The 17,879-nt window shown below is 61.9% G+C and carries 18 protein-coding genes; 14 read left to right on the forward strand and 4 right to left on the reverse strand.

What is annotated here, in order from left to right:
• Positions 1-9 precede the first annotated feature (9 nt).
• Positions 10-1,773, forward strand: a complete 1,764-nt coding sequence (locus tag ACZYOF_RS08160) for an MOSC domain-containing protein (RefSeq protein ID WP_463715419.1) — start codon at positions 10-12, stop codon at positions 1,771-1,773.
• A 308-nt stretch (positions 1,774-2,081) separates the two neighbouring features.
• Complete coding sequence (locus tag ACZYOF_RS08165) at positions 2,082-2,573, forward strand: cupin domain-containing protein (protein WP_282529917.1); 492 nt, start codon at positions 2,082-2,084, stop codon at positions 2,571-2,573.
• 76 nt (positions 2,574-2,649) lie between these two features.
• On the opposite strand, the gene ACZYOF_RS08170 is transcribed toward ACZYOF_RS08165, so the two are convergent.
• On the reverse strand, positions 2,650-3,531 hold the full coding sequence (locus tag ACZYOF_RS08170; RefSeq protein WP_463715420.1) for an FkbM family methyltransferase: 882 nt from the start codon (positions 3,529-3,531) through the stop codon (positions 2,650-2,652).
• Positions 3,532-3,948: 417 nt separating this feature from the next.
• Here ACZYOF_RS08170 and ACZYOF_RS08175 point away from each other — a divergent pair, with 417 nt between their 5' ends.
• The gene (locus ACZYOF_RS08175) at positions 3,949-4,683 is read left to right on the forward strand and encodes a class I SAM-dependent methyltransferase (RefSeq protein WP_463715421.1); all 735 of its coding nucleotides are present in this window, start codon (positions 3,949-3,951) and stop codon (positions 4,681-4,683) included.
• A gap of 398 nt (positions 4,684-5,081) precedes the next feature.
• Here ACZYOF_RS08175 and ACZYOF_RS08180 read toward each other — a convergent pair whose 3' ends face one another.
• Both ACZYOF_RS08180 and ACZYOF_RS08185 read right to left on the reverse strand, forming a co-directional pair.
• Positions 5,082-5,600, reverse strand: coding sequence for a P-loop nucleotide/nucleoside kinase family protein (locus tag ACZYOF_RS08180; RefSeq protein ID WP_463715422.1), 519 nt, complete (start codon positions 5,598-5,600; stop codon positions 5,082-5,084).
• Positions 5,601-5,716: 116 nt separating this feature from the next.
• Positions 5,717-6,319, reverse strand: a complete 603-nt coding sequence (locus tag ACZYOF_RS08185; RefSeq protein WP_463715423.1) for a PAS domain-containing protein — start codon at positions 6,317-6,319, stop codon at positions 5,717-5,719.
• 336 nt (positions 6,320-6,655) lie between these two features.
• Between ACZYOF_RS08185 and ACZYOF_RS08190 the strand changes: the two genes are divergently transcribed.
• From ACZYOF_RS08190 to ACZYOF_RS08220, 7 genes are all read left to right on the forward strand, one after another.
• Positions 6,656-7,411: an ABC transporter ATP-binding protein gene (locus ACZYOF_RS08190; RefSeq protein ID WP_028166030.1), complete on the forward strand. Its 756-nt coding sequence runs from the start codon at positions 6,656-6,658 to the stop codon at positions 7,409-7,411.
• Positions 7,404-8,150: an ABC transporter ATP-binding protein gene (locus ACZYOF_RS08195; protein ID WP_463715424.1), complete on the forward strand. Its 747-nt coding sequence runs from the start codon at positions 7,404-7,406 to the stop codon at positions 8,148-8,150. The genes ACZYOF_RS08190 and ACZYOF_RS08195 overlap by 8 nt, the downstream gene beginning before the upstream one ends.
• Positions 8,151-8,189: 39 nt before the next feature.
• A complete protein-coding gene (locus ACZYOF_RS08200; protein WP_130582314.1) occupies positions 8,190-9,410 on the forward strand; it encodes an ABC transporter substrate-binding protein in 1,221 nt (406 codons plus the stop codon).
• 68 nt (positions 9,411-9,478) lie between these two features.
• A complete protein-coding gene (locus ACZYOF_RS08205) occupies positions 9,479-10,342 on the forward strand; it encodes a branched-chain amino acid ABC transporter permease (RefSeq protein WP_130582313.1) in 864 nt (287 codons plus the stop codon).
• A gap of 1 nt (position 10,343) precedes the next feature.
• Positions 10,344-11,312, forward strand: a complete 969-nt coding sequence (locus tag ACZYOF_RS08210; RefSeq protein ID WP_282529921.1) for a branched-chain amino acid ABC transporter permease — start codon at positions 10,344-10,346, stop codon at positions 11,310-11,312.
• A 302-nt stretch (positions 11,313-11,614) separates the two neighbouring features.
• Positions 11,615-12,259, forward strand: coding sequence for a DUF47 domain-containing protein (locus ACZYOF_RS08215; protein ID WP_130582311.1), 645 nt, complete (start codon positions 11,615-11,617; stop codon positions 12,257-12,259).
• Positions 12,260-12,269: 10 nt separating this feature from the next.
• Positions 12,270-13,274 carry an inorganic phosphate transporter gene (locus tag ACZYOF_RS08220; RefSeq protein WP_282529923.1) on the forward strand — a complete coding sequence of 335 codons (1,005 nt, stop codon included), beginning with the start codon at positions 12,270-12,272 and terminating at the stop codon, positions 13,272-13,274.
• Here the strand turns inward: ACZYOF_RS08220 and sugE are convergent, their stop codons facing one another.
• Positions 13,275-13,589, reverse strand: coding sequence for a quaternary ammonium compound efflux SMR transporter SugE (gene sugE / locus ACZYOF_RS08225; protein ID WP_282529924.1), 315 nt, complete (start codon positions 13,587-13,589; stop codon positions 13,275-13,277). It abuts the gene before it with no gap.
• A gap of 154 nt (positions 13,590-13,743) precedes the next feature.
• Between sugE and ACZYOF_RS08230 the strand changes: the two genes are divergently transcribed.
• From ACZYOF_RS08230 to panB, 4 genes are all read left to right on the forward strand, one after another.
• Entirely contained in the window at positions 13,744-15,363 is a 1,620-nt protein-coding gene (locus ACZYOF_RS08230; protein WP_463715425.1) for a peptide chain release factor 3, read from the forward strand.
• A 225-nt stretch (positions 15,364-15,588) separates the two neighbouring features.
• Positions 15,589-16,197, forward strand: a complete 609-nt coding sequence (locus tag ACZYOF_RS08235) for a hypothetical protein (protein WP_463715426.1) — start codon at positions 15,589-15,591, stop codon at positions 16,195-16,197.
• Between the two features lie 218 nt (positions 16,198-16,415).
• Positions 16,416-17,000 (forward strand): NnrU family protein, encoded by a 585-nt coding sequence (locus ACZYOF_RS08240; RefSeq protein ID WP_130582306.1) that lies wholly within the window; start codon positions 16,416-16,418, stop codon positions 16,998-17,000.
• 2 nt (positions 17,001-17,002) lie between these two features.
• Positions 17,003-17,824: a 3-methyl-2-oxobutanoate hydroxymethyltransferase gene (gene panB, locus ACZYOF_RS08245; RefSeq protein WP_130582305.1), complete on the forward strand. Its 822-nt coding sequence runs from the start codon at positions 17,003-17,005 to the stop codon at positions 17,822-17,824.
• Positions 17,825-17,879 lie beyond the last annotated feature (55 nt).

Genomic DNA, 17,879 nt, shown 5'->3' on the forward strand with positions numbered 1-17,879 from the left:
GAGCGGGACATGGCGCGATTACTGTCGGTCAACGTCGGGCTTCCGCGCGATATCGAGTGGAAGGGGCGCACTGTACACACCGGGATCTGGAAAAGTCCGGTGCGTGGCCGCTGTCGGGCAGGGCGGCTGAATCTCGACGGAGACGGTCAAGGGGACCTGGGCGGCCACGGAGGTGAGCAGCGAGCCGTCTTCGTCTACCAGATCGAATCGTATCGTCATTGGCAGGATCAGCTAAACAGGACCGACTTCGTCCACGGACAGTTCGGCGAAAATTTCACGATCGAAGGATTGTCCGATGATGCCGTGTGCATCGGCGACCATTATCAAATCGGCACTGCGCTGTTCGAGGTCACTCAGCCTCGCGTGACCTGTTATCGCGTTGGCATTCGGATGAACGAGCCACGGATGCCGGCATTGCTGACATCCAGCGGACGGCCGGGGTTTTACTTCCGCGTCCTAAGGGAAGGCGAGGTGGGCGCCGGCGATGAAATCGTAAAGGTCGGAGAGGCGAATGAGCGAATGACCGTCGCAGAGATCAACGCGCTTCTCTATTCGCCAAATCATCCGCGTGACCGATTGGAGCGCGCCTTGCGGATCGAGGCGCTTTCGCCTGGATGGCGCTCGTCGTTTGAGGCGTTGCTGCAGAGCCAGACGACTGCCGCGGGGAGTGGCAACGCGGGGCTCGCGCCGACAGCAGCCGCGCACCCGGTTGCACCGGGATTTCAGCCGCTCGTGGTCGCGGCGATTGATCAGGAGTCCGCGGACGTCCTCTCCCTGTCGATGCAGGATCCGGATGGTCAGCCGCTGCGGCCGTCTTTGCCAGGTCAGTACATAGTCTTGCGTCTTCGACCGACCGGCGGCGGCCCGCCGCTGTTTCGCAGCTACTCCCTCTCGGGTCCCCCCTCGACGGAGCGCTATCGGATCAGCGTGAAGATCGAGCCAAACGGGACGGCCGGAACCTACCTGCGGGAGCATCTCCAGGTGGGCGATGTTCTCGACGTCAGCTCGCCGCGTGGAAGCTTCATTCTGCAGTCCGGGGAGCGGCCGGTGGTGCTGCTCAGCGCGGGAATCGGAGCGACGCCTGTCCTGGCGATGCTGCAGGCGCTGGCCGAGGCCCGCTCGACACGGCAGGTCTTGTGGCTGCATACGGCTCGCGACCGGCAGCATCATCCATTTGCCGCCGAGGTCCGCCGCCTCATGCTCGGGCTCACCCGCGGCCGCAGCTATGTTTGCTATAGCAGGCCGGGCTCGGGCGATAAGATCGGCGAGGACTTCGACGCGACCGGTCATCTGTCGCAATCGGTCTTCGACGAGGTCGGCATCCCGCGAGAGGCGGATGTCTATCTCTGTGGGCCGACCCGCTTCATGGCGGACATGAAAGCCGCGCTCGCGGCATTTGGCGTGCCGCGGGAGCGGGTTCATGTCGAAATTTTCAACGGCAGCGAGTCGATGACTCCCGGTATCGTCGGCGCAGCAACGCGAGCGCCTCATCCGCCGGGAGACGATGCCAACACCGGTCCGCTGGTATCGTTCGCGCGAAGCGGCGTCGCCGCACACTGGAAAGCGTCAGCCTATCAGAGCATTTTGGAGCTGGCCGAGGCGTGCGATGTGCCGGTTCGTTGGTCGTGTCGGACCGGTGTTTGTCATAACTGTGAAAGCGGTTTGGTTTCGGGCGCGGTCGCCTATGGACCGGAGCCACTCGATCAGCCTGCCGACGGCAACGTTCTGGTTTGCTGCTCACGGCCGCTTGGTGATGTCGTTGTCGATTTGTGAATCCCGGCCGATCGCGGCCCAGTCATAATCCGCGAGTTCGCTGAAACGGTCGAAAATGACCCGAACCCGACATTGTCGTTCGCTTGGCCTGCGTCAACAAAAGCTCTCTCTCACGGCCGCAAGATAGAGTAGATTGTAAGCGGCTGCGCTGGAGACGGACCGCGCCGAAATTCTGTTTGGGGCGAATGGGCAGGGACACTGCCGTAAGCGCGCACCGCCATCTCAGCAAACCATCTTGCCGCTGATTTCTACCATCCATAACGCGCGGATTCGCGCGCGGAGGTGATCAAGCTAATGGAGGAGTCACAATGAGCAGGCATATCCTTCTCAACATTGCAGCGATGACGGCGATCGGACTAGGAGCGCTGGTGGCTGGCAGCGCCGTTGGTCAGGAGACGGGCGAGCACAATGTGGTCTCGCCCCAGGACATCAAGTGGGGACCGGCGCCTCCCTCCGTTCCAGCCGGAGCGCAGGCGGCGGTGCTTTACGGCGACCCGAGCAAGGAAGGCCTGTTTGCGTTTCGGCTGAAGGTGCCGAGGGGTTATCATGTTGCTCCGCACACCCATCCCAAGCCGGAGATCGTTACCGTGGTCTCAGGGACAGCGCGCTTGGGGATGGGAACCGCGGCCGATCACGACAAGGCTCAGGTTCTTCCCGCGGGCAGTTTCTTTGCGCTGTCCCCTGGTTCGGCGCACTCTTTCTTCGCCGACGAAGACACGGTCATTCAGCTCAACAGCACCGGTCCGTGGAGCATCAACTACATCAATCCAAAGGACGATCCGCGTCAGAAGACGCAGTAGCGGGATCAATCACCGCAGTACAGCGGGGGCGGCTCTACAGCGCAGTCTAGCTGCGGCACATTCTCCATGGTGAGCATTACACACAAAGAATGTTCTCTTCAAAGCCGAGGGCGTGACGGTTGATCCGCCGCAAATGCGTCGCATCAAGGCAGCGGTATCCGTAATCTTCGAGCCGCTCGATGATCAGCCTACCATCGAGCGGCTGGGAACGGTTTAGGTCTGTGAGAATTTCACAGAGAAGCGGGACTTTGCGGCCGTCCTTTGCCAGGACCGCCTGCATCCCGTCAAATACCGCCGATTCAAACCCTTCGACGTCGATCTTGATCAGACTTACTCGATCGAGATCAATCTTCCGTTCGCGCACATAATCATCCAGAGCGATGACACCGACGCTGATGTTCTCGGTGAGCTCCTGCGCGTGATCGAGAAAACCGGCGGCAAGTGAACTCGATCCGATGTTCGTATCATAGTTGTCGAAATTCTCCGGGCGCGGCGCAACGACGGCCATCATGGAGTTTCCGCGGAGAGCGCCGCAAGCGGTCTGATTGGCGATAATCTGATAGTCCGGATTGAGTTCGGCGAGACGTTGGATAAAGGCGAAATACTGAGGTACCGGCTCAAATGCGTGCACTTCCCCGGTCTGACCCACTAGCGACAGTGCATAAGCAGACCAGTAACCGCAGTTAGCGCCGATATCAATGAAGGTCGTTCCAGGACTCAAGAAGTGCCTGAAGATCCGTTCAAGAAACATCTCATGGGTCTGAAAAAAATACTTCGCCATCAAGCGATGCAGCGACATGTCTATTTCATACTGCACGCCATTAAAATGCGTTCTTGCGATACCAGTTGGCGCTGCTTTGATCTGCTCGAGCGCCCTACGCCGGATCATGTCGGTCAGCCGCGACGGATCAGTTAATGCGTATTTCAGGAAGAAGCGAAAACTCTTCGGAGCAATCATAATCGTCGACCCATTTAATGCCCCCATTTAAAAATCGCTATTCCAGATGGCAAATCTCCGCCAAGAATATGCCTAAACAAGGTCCTGTTGTTGGGCAAGATTGCGGTCGTAGCTCGTCCGAGCAACTTGCACCAGAACGCGATCGGCCTTCGTCATGGAACATGTTTTGAGGCTTCAGCACTTTCCGGCCGAAGAATTTGTCGCGTGCCGGACATGGCCGCGATAAACAGCAATACTCGTTTTGCCGAAATTGAGCTCAGGTGTTAGCAGATAGGTCGAAGCAACTGAGCTACATGCTGACGTTTGGCTAAACTCGAGAGGGTTTCGTTGCATTCCACTATAACCGAAGGTGCCAGGGAGCCTACAGACACTGCGCGCTGGAAACACCACGTTCGCTGTCCTCGGTGCTCGTCGAAATTGCGAAATCTGGACACTGACCCAGCGTGCTCGAACGCAGCCTGCGAATACAGCGCGGCAGGTTTTCCGGTCGCAGGAGGGCAGCCGGTCTTAATCGATTTTGCGACGAGTATTTTCGATCGCAAGATGTATCGCGCCGAGAACGGATCTGCGCTCGCTCGCGACCTGACCCGCCGCTCGCTTGGCTCGCGGCTTCATCGGTTCGGCTTTGGCAAGAACCCAGTCGCCGCGTCAAATTGCGCAAAGTTCGTGGAACTTCTGAAGCAACGTCGCGACCGGGCCAACGTCCTGGTCGTCGGCGGCGGAACGATCGGCTCGGGTGCAGACGAGCTCTACAACGCCACTTCCATCGAGCTGCTCGGAACTGATGTCTTCGCATCTCCTTACACCAGCTTGGTTGCCGATGCCCATAAGCTGCCCTTCGATGATGGGGTATTCGACGGCGTTTGGATTCAGGCAGTGCTCGAGCATGTCCTGGAGCCCGCAACGGTCGTTGCTGAAATTCATCGCGTGCTTCGGCCTGACGGCTTAGTCTACGCGGAAACACCATTCATGCAGCAAGTGCACGAACGCGCCTACGATTTTTCACGGTTTACGCAGAGCGGACATCGTTGGCTGTTCAGGCGGTTTTCGGAGATCAGCGCCGGACCGACCAGCGGTGCGGGTGTGCACTCGTCTGGTCGATCCGGTACTTCTCCCGTGCGCTCGGTGCAGGAGATAAGTTGTCTCGATTGATCTCGCTGCCATTCTTCTGGATTCGATTTCTCGACAACGTTAGCCGGGGACGCACCGTCGCCGACGCGGCGAGCGGATTCTACTTTCTCGGACAGAGAAGTGAGGACGCGATCGATCCTAACGAGATGCCGAAGTATTACGACCAACAAGGAAATGCTATGGCGACCAAGGCAGATCGGCTTCACAGAAGTGAGCCAGATAAGTCCTCGGGGCAATGACAAGTACTGATGGTGAAACTGTTCCTGCGCCGCGTAGACGGGCACCTGGGGCAATCGGCCGGCGGGCAGTAGGGCGTGTACTCAAAAAGCAACGAGACCTCTCGGGCTCACATCTGCTTAGCTCCCGGCAGCGGCGCGGAAGCGGACAATCCGGGACCGCTGCGTTGTGCCACAAGCGGACTAGCCGATCTTGGCGCGAACATACGACTCCGCCCGTTCGAGCAAATGATCGAATGAACCATCGGCGGTATCGAGCACCAGATGGTCTCGATCCCACGGTTCATAGTGCCGGTTCACTATTTCGTCCCACGTTGGCAACCTGAGGCCACTGATGTCTGAGGTGCGGCCTTCCACCCGTTGCCGGTACAAAACCAAGTCGCTGCAAACTACTTCGATCTCAGCGATGGGTGCCGATCTTTGCAAGGCGGTCTGTCGCCATCCGACGCGGCTTGCGAGGACTGGATTTACGCAGTCTGCTATAACGATGCGGCCGAGCTCAAGATTTTCAGCCGCCAGTGCGTTGGCTACGACATAACCCATCGTGCCGACCGTTTGGCCTGCCTCCTGCAAGGTCTGCTCGATAGCGTCGATACGAAGATATGTAGCCGCGAGACGTCTTGTCAGCTCGCGAGAAACTGTCGTCTTCCCGGTGCCCGGAAGGCCGCCGAAGACTATGAGTATAGGTTGACGGCTTATCATGCCCGGATCATCGGCCGGTATTCCGAGGTCCGCAATGGGGCAGAAGCGGTGAGGTTCAGACCGAGCGAACGTTTTCCGGTTTGCGCCTCAAAGCACACGCCAGGCGGTTATGAGTCCTAATCGAATTCGAGCACGTCGGCGGCTGCGAGGCGGCCGGGGGTGCGATGGAAGAGATCGCGATCGATGACCGCGCACAGCTTTGGCACAGGCAGCTTGTCGCTGCCACGCATCAGGTTCTTGATTTCGAAATGGCCGTCCTCGCAGATCGTCTTCAGCGAGGCGATGATGCGGGTGACCTGGCCGTCTTCGCCAAACGGCAGGAGCAGCCGCTCATAGGCGACCGTCCGTCCATAGATGTCGTCGATATGGGCGATCGTGTAGACCGGCAGGCCGCGCGCGATGCACTCGTGGTAGACTGGCATTACGATCGGCGCGAGGCGCGGGCCCAGATAGTCGTCGAGAGCGCGGCCCTTTCCGGTGTGGCCGTAGGCGTGCGCCATCCGCGTGCCCTCGCTCTGGATCGTCAATCGCGGCGGCTGACATTCAGCCTCGACCGTGTAGTTGACAAGGTCGAGCCTCTCATCCTCTAGCCGCTCCGGCTCGTACTCGTCGACGCGTGGCGTCGACCGGTCACGGGCATACAGCCTGAGCCAAGCGTTCAGCAGATCGCGCTGCCGGATCGATTTCACGATCGATGAATTGGTGCTCTCGAATTCCAAGGTCGAAAATCCGTCCCAGGACCAGATGGCCAGAGCATCGGCTGGACGCGGAAATATTCTATGAAGGCTTGGCTGCGCGGCAAAATACCGTTAATGGCGGCTTTCCGAAGCGACAAACCGGGGGCGGCTGCAATTCGACTATTGGAGAAGACGGAACCGATGAGGGGTGCGTCCTCGGTGCTCAGCTTTCCGCCTTGCCTAACCCATGTTGCATCGGCATATTCCGCCGCCGGGGGCGGCGGTCCGGGATGGGTTTCCGGGTTCGCGGAAAACCAGCCGGATCAGGAAAAAATTTGGCCGCGCGCGCAATCGCGGTGAGGCCGAGGGGGAAATTGTTTGGCCGACGAGTTCATTCTCGAGACCCACGGATTGACCAAGGAATTCGCGGGTTTCTTCGCCGTTCGCGACGTCGCGTTGAAAGTGCGTCGCGGCAGCATCCATGCGTTGATCGGGCCCAACGGGGCCGGCAAGACGACATGCTTCAACCTCCTGACAAAATTCCTAAAGCCGTCCGCCGGCCGGATTGCATATAAAGGGCAGGACATCACCGCGATGCCGCCGGCCGATGTCGCGCGTCTCGGATTGGTGCGCTCGTTTCAGATCTCGGCGGTTTTTCCGCATCTGACGGCACTGGAGAATGTCCGCGTCGCTTTGCAGCGCCAACACGGCAATTCCTTCGATTTCTGGCGCTCGAAAAGCGTGCTCGACCGCTATAATGCCCGCGCGCTGGAACTGCTTGACGATGTCGGCTTGAGCGAGTTCGCCAACATTCCCGCCGTCGAGATGCCTTATGGCCGCAAGCGCGCCCTTGAGATTGCGACGACGATCGCGCTCGACCCGGAGATGATGTTGCTGGACGAGCCGATGGCCGGCATGGGCCATGAGGACATCGACAAGATCGCCGCCTTGATCAAGCGCATTTCTGCGAAATACACCATCCTGATGGTCGAACATAACCTCTCGGTGGTGGCGAATCTTTCCGACATCATCACCGTGTTGACGCGAGGGCAGGTGCTCGCGGAGGGCCATTATGCCGACCTCTCCAAGGACGAGCGCGTGAAGGAAGCCTATCTGGGAGCCGGTCATGCCTGAGCTGAAAATGGCTGAAGCTCCGGCCGCAAAACCTGCGGACGCGAAGGTGTTGGCCGTGCAGGACCTCCAGGCCTGGTATGGCGAATCCCACATCCTTCACGGCATCAATTTTCATGTGAATGCCGGCGAGGTGGTGACGCTGCTCGGGCGCAACGGCGCCGGCAAGACGACCACGCTGAAATCGGTGATGGGAATCATCGGCAAGCGCTCCGGTTCGATCCGCTTCGAGAACCAGGAGATCATCCGCGCGTCCTCCGACAGGATCGCACGGAAGGGCATCGCTTTCTGCCCGGAGGAGCGTGGCATTTTCGCAAGCCTGGACGTGCGCGAAAACCTGCTGCTGCCGCCGACCGTGCGCCCCGGGGGCCTGTCCCTCGACCAGATCTTCGATCTGTTTCCGAATTTGAAAGAGCGTCTCAACAGCCAGGGCACCAAGCTGTCCGGCGGCGAGCAGCAAATGCTCGCGATCGCGCGCATCCTGCGCACCGGCGCACGTTTCCTGATGCTGGATGAACCGACCGAGGGGCTTGCGCCGGTCATCATCCAGCAGATCGGCCATACCATTGCGCGGCTCAAATCGGAGGGCTTTACCATTCTGCTGGTCGAGCAGAATTTCCGTTTCGCATCGACGGTCGCTGACCGCTATTACATTGTCGAGCACGGCAAGGTGATCGACGGTTTTGCCAATTCGGAGCTCTCCGCCAACATGGACAAGCTCCACACCTATCTCGGCGTCTGAATTGCCGACATCAAGAAAAGCAAGAGGGACTACAATCATATGAAGAACAGGATTTCGGCGTTGCTGCTTGGCACCGCCCTGACGTTCGCCTCGGTTGGCCTCGCGCTTGCCCAGGACAAGACCGCGAAGATCGGTGCGCTCTCCGACCAGTCCGGGCTTTATTCAGATCTCGGCGGGCCCGGCTCGACGCTCGCGGCGCAGATGGCGGTTGAGGACTCCGGGCTTCTCGCCAAGGGGTGGAAGATCGACGTCATTTCCGGCGATCACCAGAACAAGCCCGACATCGGCTCGACCATCGCGCGGCAGTGGTTCGACGTCGACAAGGTCGACATCATCGTCGACGTACCGAATTCCGGCGTGGCGCTCGCCGTCAACAACGTCGTCAAGGAGAAGAACGGCGTCTACATCAACTCCGGCGCGGCGACTTCGGACCTGACCAACGCCCAGTGCACGCCGAACACGGTGCACTGGACCTACGACACCTACATGCTGGCGCATTCCACCGGACAGGCGCTGGTGAAGTCCGGCGGCGACACCTGGTTCTTCCTCACCGCCGACTACGCCTTCGGCGCCGCGCTGGAGCGCGACACGACTGCCGTCATCACCGCCAATGGCGGCAAGGTGCTCGGCAGCGTCAAGCATCCGCTCAACACCTCGGACTTCTCGTCCTTCCTGCTGCAGGCGCAATCGTCGAAGGCCAAGATCATCGGCCTTGCGAATGCGGGCGGCGACACCACCAACTCGATCAAGCAGGCCGCTGAGTTCGGCATCGTTTCCGGCGGCCAGAAGCTGGCGGCGCTGCTGTTGTTCCTCACCGACGTCAAGGCGATGGGGCTCGATGTCGCGCAGGGCCTGAACTTCACCGAGACCTTCTACTGGGACATGAATGACCAGACCCGGGCTTTCTCCAAGCGGTTCTCGGAGCGGTCGAAGGGACACGCCATGCCGTCCATGGTCCAGGCCGGCGTCTATGCGGGGCTGCGTCACTATTTCAAGGCGCTCGAAGCGCTCGGCGGCAATCCGCATGACGGCGCCAAGGTCGTGGAGAAGATGAAGTCGATCCCGACCGAGGATGATCTGTTCGGCAAGGGCGAGATCCAGCCGAACGGCCGCGCCATCCATCCGGCCTACCTGTTCGAGGTGAAGAAGCCCTCCGAATCCAAGGGACCGTGGGATTTCTACAAGCTGGTCGCCACCGTTCCGGCCGACCAGGCGTTCACGCCGCTTTCCGAAAGCAAGTGCGCGCTGCTCAAGAAGTAACTATCATCGCCCGCCGGCGGTGAAGCCGGCGGGCTCCATTTGGGGGGGAGGGGGCGAAGGCCAACGCGATGCAGGCTCTCTACGCACAGCTACTGGTGGGACTGATCAACGGCTCGTTTTACGCGCTGCTCAGCCTCGGGCTTGCCGTGATTTTTGGCATGCTCAACATCATCAATTTCGCCCATGGCGCGGTCTACATGATGGGCGCCTTCTGCGCCTACTTCCTGCTCAACATCGCCGGCCTCGGCTATTGGTGGGCGCTGATCATCGCGCCCATCGTGGTCGGCATCTTCGGCATGATCCTGGAGCGGACCATGCTGCAATGGCTGTCCGGCCTCGACCATGTCTATGGCCTGCTGCTGACCTTCGGCATCGCGCTGATCATCCAGGGCATCTTCCAGAACTATTTCGGCTCTTCCGGCCTGCCGTACCAGATTCCCGACGCGCTCCGCGGCGGCATGAATCTCGGCTTCATGTTCCTGCCCGTCTATCGCGGCTGGGTGGTCGTGTTCTCGCTGGTGGTATGCCTGGCCACCTGGTTCCTGATTGAGAAGACGCAGCTCGGCGCCTATCTGCGCGCCGCGACCGAAAATCCGACGCTGGTACGTGCCTTCGGCATCAACGTGCCCAGGATGATCACGCTCACCTACGGCCTCGGCGTCGGGCTTGCGGCGCTCGCAGGCGTGCTGTCGGCGCCGATCAACCAGGTCCGCCCGCTGATGGGCGCCGACCTCATCATCGTCGTGTTCGCGGTGGTGGTGATCGGCGGCATGGGATCGATCATGGGATCGATCATCACCGGTTTTGCGCTCGGCGTGATCGAGGGACTGACCAAGTATTTTTATCCCGAGGCTTCCAACACCGTCGTGTTCGTCCTGATGGTGCTGGTCCTGCTTGTGAAGCCGACGGGACTGACCGGACGGGCGGCCTGATATGTCAGCACTCACCGACGATACCCTGCCGGTCCCGCCGCGCGCGATGCGCGACGAGATGGTCGCTTTCGGCATAATGGCCGTGCTGCTGGCCATCGTGCCGCTCACCGGCATCTATCCGTTCTTCGTGATGCAGGCGCTGTGCTTTGCGCTGCTCGCCTGCGCCTTCAACCTGCTGGTCGGCTATGGCGGCCTGCTGTCGTTCGGCCACGCGATGTTCCTAGGCACCGCCGGCTACGTCTCGGCGCATGCGCTGAAGGTGTGGGCGCTGCCGCCGGAGCTCGGCATCATCATCGGCACGGCCGCGGCCTGCGGGCTTGCCGTCATCACCGGCTACATCTCGATCCGCCGCCAGGGCATCTACTTCTCGATGATCACGCTGGCGCTGTCGCAGCTCCTCTACTTCATCTACCTGCAGGCGCCGTTCACCCATGGCGAAGACGGCATCCAGGGCATTCCGCAGGGCTTTCTGTTCGGCGTCTTCAACCTCGCCAAGCCGACGGTGCTTTATTACGTCGTGCTCGGCGGCTTCCTCGGCGGCTTCCTGTTGATCTACCGCACCATCAACTCGCCCTTCGGCGAGGTGCTAAAGTCGATCCGCGAGAATGAGCCGCGCGCGATCTCGCTCGGCTACAAGACCGACCAGTACAAGCTGCTTGCCTTCATCCTGTCTGGCACGCTGGCGGGCTTTGCCGGCTCGCTCAAGGTGTTCGTGGCCCAGAACGCCTCGCTGACCGACGTGCATTGGTCGATGTCCGGCGAGATCGTGCTGATGACGCTGGTCGGCGGCCTCGGCACCGTTTTCGGTCCCGTGGTCGGCGCCTTCATCATCATCGCCATGCAGCAATATCTGGCTGGTTACGGCCAGTGGGTGACCGTGATCCAGGGCGTCATCTTCGTCGCCTGCGTGCTGACCTTCCGCCGCGGCATCATCGGCGAGGTCGCGCGTTTGCTCAGGCGGTCGCTGTAGGGCTTGCTACGCATCGTAGCCCGGGTGGAGCGGGACGCGTAACCCGGGACATCTGCGTCCGCGTTTACTAACGGCCCTGGGTTACGCTGGCGTTCCACCCAGGCTACGGCACCGATCGCGTGGCGAGATGGAGCCCAACGCAATCGTGCTGCGTTGGGCCCTCGAAGGCATCGGGGACCCTTTCACAAAGCGGTGGATGACCGGGTTCCGGCGGCGGAGCGCTGGCCGTTCCTGCACAAAATGTTCTATGACAGTTTTGTGACAGGTTGCGGAGCGGCCGTCCGGCACGATGGATATGACCTATGCTACGCTGGTTTCGAGCCTTTTTGCCCAAGGAGGAGCGGTTTTTCGACCTGTTCGCCCGGCATGCCAAGACCTCCGTCCAGTGCGCGATGGCGCTGCAGGATGTGCTGAAGGGTGGGGACGAGACGCCCGTCCACTGCCAGCGCGTCAACCAGTTCGAGAATGACGCCGACAACATCACCCGCGAGGTTCTGACCGCCGTCCGGCGCACCTTCATCACGCCGTTCGACCGCGGCGACATCAAGAACCTCATTACCTCCATGGACGATGCCGTCGACCAGATGCAGCAGACCGCCAAGGCGGTGGTGCTGTTCGAGGTGCGCGCGTTCGAGCCGCCGATGCGCGAGATGGGGACACTGATCGTGGAATGCGCCAATCTGGTCGGGCGCGCGCTGCCGCTCTTGCAGTCGATCGGCAGCAACGTCTCGATGCTGACGCAGATCACGGAGGAGCTCACCAAGCTCGAGGGCCGGGTCGATGATCTCCACGACATCGGGCTGAAGGAGCTTTACCTCAAGCACCGCGACGCCAACACGATGGATTTCATCGTCGGCGCCGAGATCTACGATCATCTCGAAAAAGTCGCCGACCGCTTCGACGACGTCGCCAACGAGATCAACTCGATCGTGATTGAGCAAGTGTAGGGCAGTTTACGTGGACGCCACGCTTGGTCTTCCGGTCCTGGTGATCCTGATCGCGGTCGCCCTGCTGTTCGATTTCCTGAACGGCCTGCATGACGCCGCGAATTCGATCGCGACCATCGTCTCGACCCGCGTGCTGCGGCCGCATTTCGCGGTGTTCTGGGCGGCGTTCTTCAACTTCGTCGCGTTCACCGTATTCGGACTGCACGTCGCCAACACCATCGGCACCGGGATCATCGAGCCCGAGGTCGTCGATGCCACCGTGATCTTCGCGGCGCTGGTCGGCGCCATCGTTTGGAACGTGATCACCTGGGCGCTCGGCATTCCCTCGTCGAGCTCGCATGCGCTGATCGGCGGCCTGGTCGGCGGCGGCATGGCGAAGGCGGGGGTCTCGGCGGCGGTGTGGAGCGGGCTCTCCAAGACGCTGCTCGCGATCGTGCTGTCGCCACTGATCGGCTTCCTGCTGGCACTGGTGCTGGTCGCGATCGTGTCATGGCTGTCGGTGCGCTCGACGCCGTTCGCGGTCGACCGCGCCTTCCGCATCCTGCAATTCGTCTCCGCCTCGCTCTATTCGCTCGGCCATGGTGGCAATGACGCGCAGAAGACCATGGGCATCATCGGCGTGCTGCTCTATTCGCAGGGACATCTCGGCGAGGAGTTCGGCATCCCGTTCTGGGTGGTGCTGGCCTGCCAGGCCGCGATGGCGCTGGGCACCCTGATGGGTGGCTGGCGCATCGTCCGCACCATGGGGCTGCGCATCACCAAGCTGACGCCGATGCAGGGCTTTTGCGCGGAGACCGGCGGGGCGGCGACCCTGTTCATGGCGACCTTCCTCGGGGTTCCCGTTTCCACCACCCACACCATCACCGGCGCCATCGTCGGCGTCGGTGCGGCGCGCCGGGTCTCGGCGGTGCGCTGGAATGTCGCAAGTTCGATCGTCTATGCCTGGGTCATCACCATTCCAGCCGCCGCCGCGGTCGCGGCCGTCACCTATTGGGTGGTGTTGGCGCTGCGCTGATCAGGTGACCAGCTTGAGGCCGACAATGCCGGCCACGATCAGCCCGATGCTCGAAAGCCGAAGCGCGGTGGCTGGCTCGCCGAACAGGATGATGCCGAGCATCGCCGTTCCGACCGCGCCGATGCCGGTCCACACCGCATAGGCGGTTCCGATCGGCAGCGTCTTCAGCGCGAGCCCGAGCAGGACAATGCTGCCGACCATGCTCAGAAGCGTCAGCACCGATGGAACGAGCCGTGTGAAACCTTCGGTATATTTGAGCCCGATCGCCCAGCCGATCTCCATCAGACCGGCGATGAGCAAGATAGTCCAGGCCATGACGACCCTCCTGATAGGGCAGGGTCGTCCCCGCGGCTGATGTCGTGAACAGGAAGGTCGTCCTTCCCGGGCCCGATATGGGGCTGGCCTTCGCGCTCCGCAATCACCAAATAGGCTTGATCGCCCCGAGTTTCCCTGCCAAACGCTCACCGCCATGTCCGACCTTGCCCTGACAGCCGAATCGCCGTCTCGTTCCCCGCTTGCCGATGAAGTGGCGCGGCGGCGCACGTTTGCGATCATCTCCCACCCGGACGCCGGCAAGACCACGCTGACCGAAAAGCTCCTGCTGTTCGGCGGCGCCATCAATCTCGCCGGCCAGGTCAAGGCCAAGGGCGAACGGCGGAACACGCGTTCCGACTGGATGAAGATCGAGCGCGAGCGTGGCATCTCGGTGGTCACCTCGGTGATGACCTTCGAGTTCCAGGACCACGTGTTCAACCTCCTGGACACACCGGGCCACGAGGATTTTTCGGAAGACACCTATCGCACGCTGACCGCCGTCGACTCCGCCGTCATGGTGATCGACGCCGCCAAGGGCATCGAGGCGCGCACGCGAAAACTGTTCGAGGTCTGCCGCCTGCGCGACATCCCGATCATCACCTTCATCAACAAGATGGACCGCGAGAGCCGCGACACCTTCGACCTCCTGGACGAGATCGAGAAGACGCTGGCGCTCGACACCACGCCGATGACCTGGCCGGTCGGCCGCGGCCGCGATTTCATGGGCACCTATGACGTCAGGAACGGTGGCGTGCGCCTGCTCGAAGGCGGCGGCGCCAAGACCGGGCAGGCTGAGCAGATCGACATCGCCGATCTCGCCAGCCGCAATCCCAATCTCGACGTCGCCGAGATCAAGGAGGAGCTCGCGCTGGTGTCGGAAGCCTGCAAGCCGTTCGAGCTCGATGCGTTCCGCGAGGGTCATCTGACGCCGGTCTATTTCGGCAGCGCGCTGCGCAATTTCGGCGTCGGCGATTTGCTCGAAGGTCTCGGCCAGTTCGCGCCGGCGCCGCGCGCGCAGGATTCCGATCTGCGCAAGGTCGAAGCCGCCGAGCCGCGCATGAGCGCCTTCGTCTTCAAGATCCAGGCCAACATGGATCCGAACCACCGCGACCGCATCGCGTTCGCGCGGCTCTGCTCGGGCAAGCTCAGCCGCGGCATGAAGGCCAAGCTGGTGCGCACCGGCAAGAACATGAGCCTGTCCAGCCCGCAATTCTTCTTCGCCCAGGACCGTTCGGTGGCGGACGAGGCCTTCGCCGGCGACGTCGTCGGCATTCCCAACCACGGCACGCTGCGGATCGGCGATACCCTCACCGAAGGCGAGGATTTGACCTTCGTGGGCGTGCCGAGCTTCGCGCCGGAAATCGTCCGCCGCGTGCGGCTCACCGACGCGATGAAGGCGAAGAAGTTGAAGGAAGCCCTGCAGCAGATGTCGGAGGAGGGCGTCGTGCAGGTGTTCCGCCCGCGCGACGGCGCTCCGGCTCTCGTCGGCGTGGTCGGCCCGCTGCAGCTCGATGTGCTGAAGGCGCGGCTGGATGCCGAATACTCGCTGCCGGTGGAATTCGAGGTGTCGGAATTCCAGCTCGCGCGCTGGATCTCCTCCGACGACCGCAAGAAGCTGGACACTTTCGTCGCCGCCAACAACTCCGCCATCGCCGACGATGTCGACGGCGATCCCGTGTTCATGGCCAGGAACGAATTCTACCTCGGCTACACCCAGGAACGCGCCGAGGGCATCACCTTCTCCAACGTCAAGGACGTCAAGCGGAAGGGGTAGGTCGCTAGCTGCAGCCGTCGTCCCCCGCGAAGGCGGGGGACCCAGGCGGCGGCCTCTCGGTGAAGCACAATCGTCCATGGAATACTGGATCGCCCGATCAAGTCGGGCGATGACAGCGGTGCGGGCGGAACTCGCCGCGCACGCAAGGAAGTGAACGCGCGCCAGCTTGATGACGCCGCTAGCGGCCCTCATTTCCTTGGGGGCGGCATCCAAAGGGCTTGTCTCATGCTGCGACGCGTCGTGATCTGCCTCGCACTCATCGTCGTCGGAATTTCCGCGGGCCATGCCGCGGAGCGGCGGCGGCACCAGATCAACCCGGTGCCTTTCGCGCATACGCCCTGCAGCGTGCTGGAGGAAGGACCCTGCACGCCGTCCTATTGCGGCGTGTTCAGCACTTGGCCGTGCATCCCCGAGATGAACTACCCCTATGGCGAGAACCTGCAGCTCACGATCATGACGGTGCCGCCGCAGGACCAGGCCGAGAAATACAAGAAGCCCGATCACGATCTCGACACCATCGGCGATCTCTTCCAGGCGCTGCGCTCCTGCTGGACGCCGCCGTCGGCCGACGACGCGCGCGGGGGCATGCAGATGTCGGTCCGTTTCAGCTTCAAGCGCTCCGGCGAGATGATCGGAGCGCCGCGCATGACCTTCGCCACATCAGGCGTTCCCGCAGATACCCGCACCACCTACCTGAACGCGATCGACGCGTCGCTGAAGGGCTGCCTGCCACTCAAATTCAGCAATGGCCTCGGCGGCGCGCTCGCCGGCCGCCCGATCGCGATCCGCTATGTCGACAATCGTGAATTGGGCAAGCAGGCGGAGAAGCCGTAACTTCCTCACCGCTGTCATTGCCGGGCTTGACCCGGCAATCCATCCGTCGAAAGAATCATCATTGTCCGCTGCGCGGAAGATGGATACGCGGGTCAAGCCCGCGTATGCCGCGCGGAGGGTCGATGCCAAGGGCTCGCCTATTTTTTGGCGCATTGCACTCCACGCCGCTAAAGTGATACCCGAAGGCCCAATACGCACCACGCCGAGGGAGGGACATCGTGGGACTGCTGGTGATGATCCTGGGACTGGTCCTGTTCTTCGCCGTCCACACGCTCACGACCCAGCGCAGCCTGCGCGCGCGCTGCATCGATGCGATGGGCGAGGGCGGCTACAAGATCGCCTATTCGGTGGTCTCCGCGGTCGGGCTCGCGCTGATCATCTGGGGATTTGCCCGTTACCGCGCGACGGGCTGGATCGACGTCTGGTATCCGCCGACATTCCTGAAGCACATCACCATCGCGCTGATGCTGCCGGCCGTGATCCTGGTGGTGGCGTCCTACATCCGCGGCCGCATCTACACGACGCTGAAGCATCCGATGCTCGCCGGCATCAAATTATGGGCGGCGGCGCATCTGCTCGCCAATGGCGATCTCGGCTCGATCATCCTGTTCGGCTCGTTCCTGGCCTGGGCGGTGTTCGACCGCATCTCACTGAAACATCGCGCTGATGCCGGCGGCCCGCCGATTCCGGTCGGCGGTGCCGGCAATGATATGATCGCGGTCGCGGTCGGCGTCGTCGCCTATGTCGCACTGGCCTTCGCGTTCCATCCGGTCGTGATTGGCGTCCCCGTCGTTGGAGCTTAACTATGTCCGTACAATCAGCCATCAAGCGCAAGACCGCACCCGATATCCGCGCCCGCAAGAACGGCGAGCCGATCGTGATGCTGACGTCGTATCACGCGCATACCGCGGCGCTGGTCGACCGCTACTGCGACGTCATCCTGGTCGGCGATTCCCTCGGCAACGTCATGCATGGGCTCGAGACCACCGTGCCCGTCACGCTGGAGATGATGATCCTGCAGGGACGCGCGGTGATGCGCGGCTCCGAGCGCGCGCTTGTCGTGGTGGACATGCCGTTCGGCTCCTATGAGGCGTCAAAGGAGCAGGCGTTTCATGCCGCGGTGCGGATTTTGAAGGAGACCGAGTGCGGCGCGGTGAAGCTCGAAGGCGGCGCCCGCATGGCCGAGACGGTAGCGTTCCTGACCGAGCGCGGCATTCCCGTGATGGGCCATATTGGCCTGACGCCGCAATCGATCAACACGCTAGGCTCGTTCCGTGCGCAGGGGCGCGACGAGAAAGGCTGGGCGCCGATCGAGAACGACGCCAAGGCGATCGCGGAAGCTGGCGCCTTCTCGGTCGTGATCGAGGCGGTGGCCGAGCCGCTCGCGCGCAAGATCACGCAGGAGATCGCCATTCCCACCATCGGCATCGGTGCGAGCGCCGCCTGCGATGGCCAGGTGCTCGTGCTCGAGGACATGCTCGGGCTTTCGCCGCGCACCCCGAAATTCGTCCGCCGCTACGGCAATCTCGGACCCTCGATCGAAGCGGCCATCGAGGGCTATGCCGCCGACGTCCGCGCGCGCAAATTCCCCGGGCCTGAGCATGTCTACGACATGAAAAAGAGCTAGAGGTTGGCGAAGTCAGATCGAGTTGCTCCGCGATGGACGTTGCGTTCCCTCCGTC

The organism is Bradyrhizobium sp. LeoA1Lang, assembly GCF_055413685.1.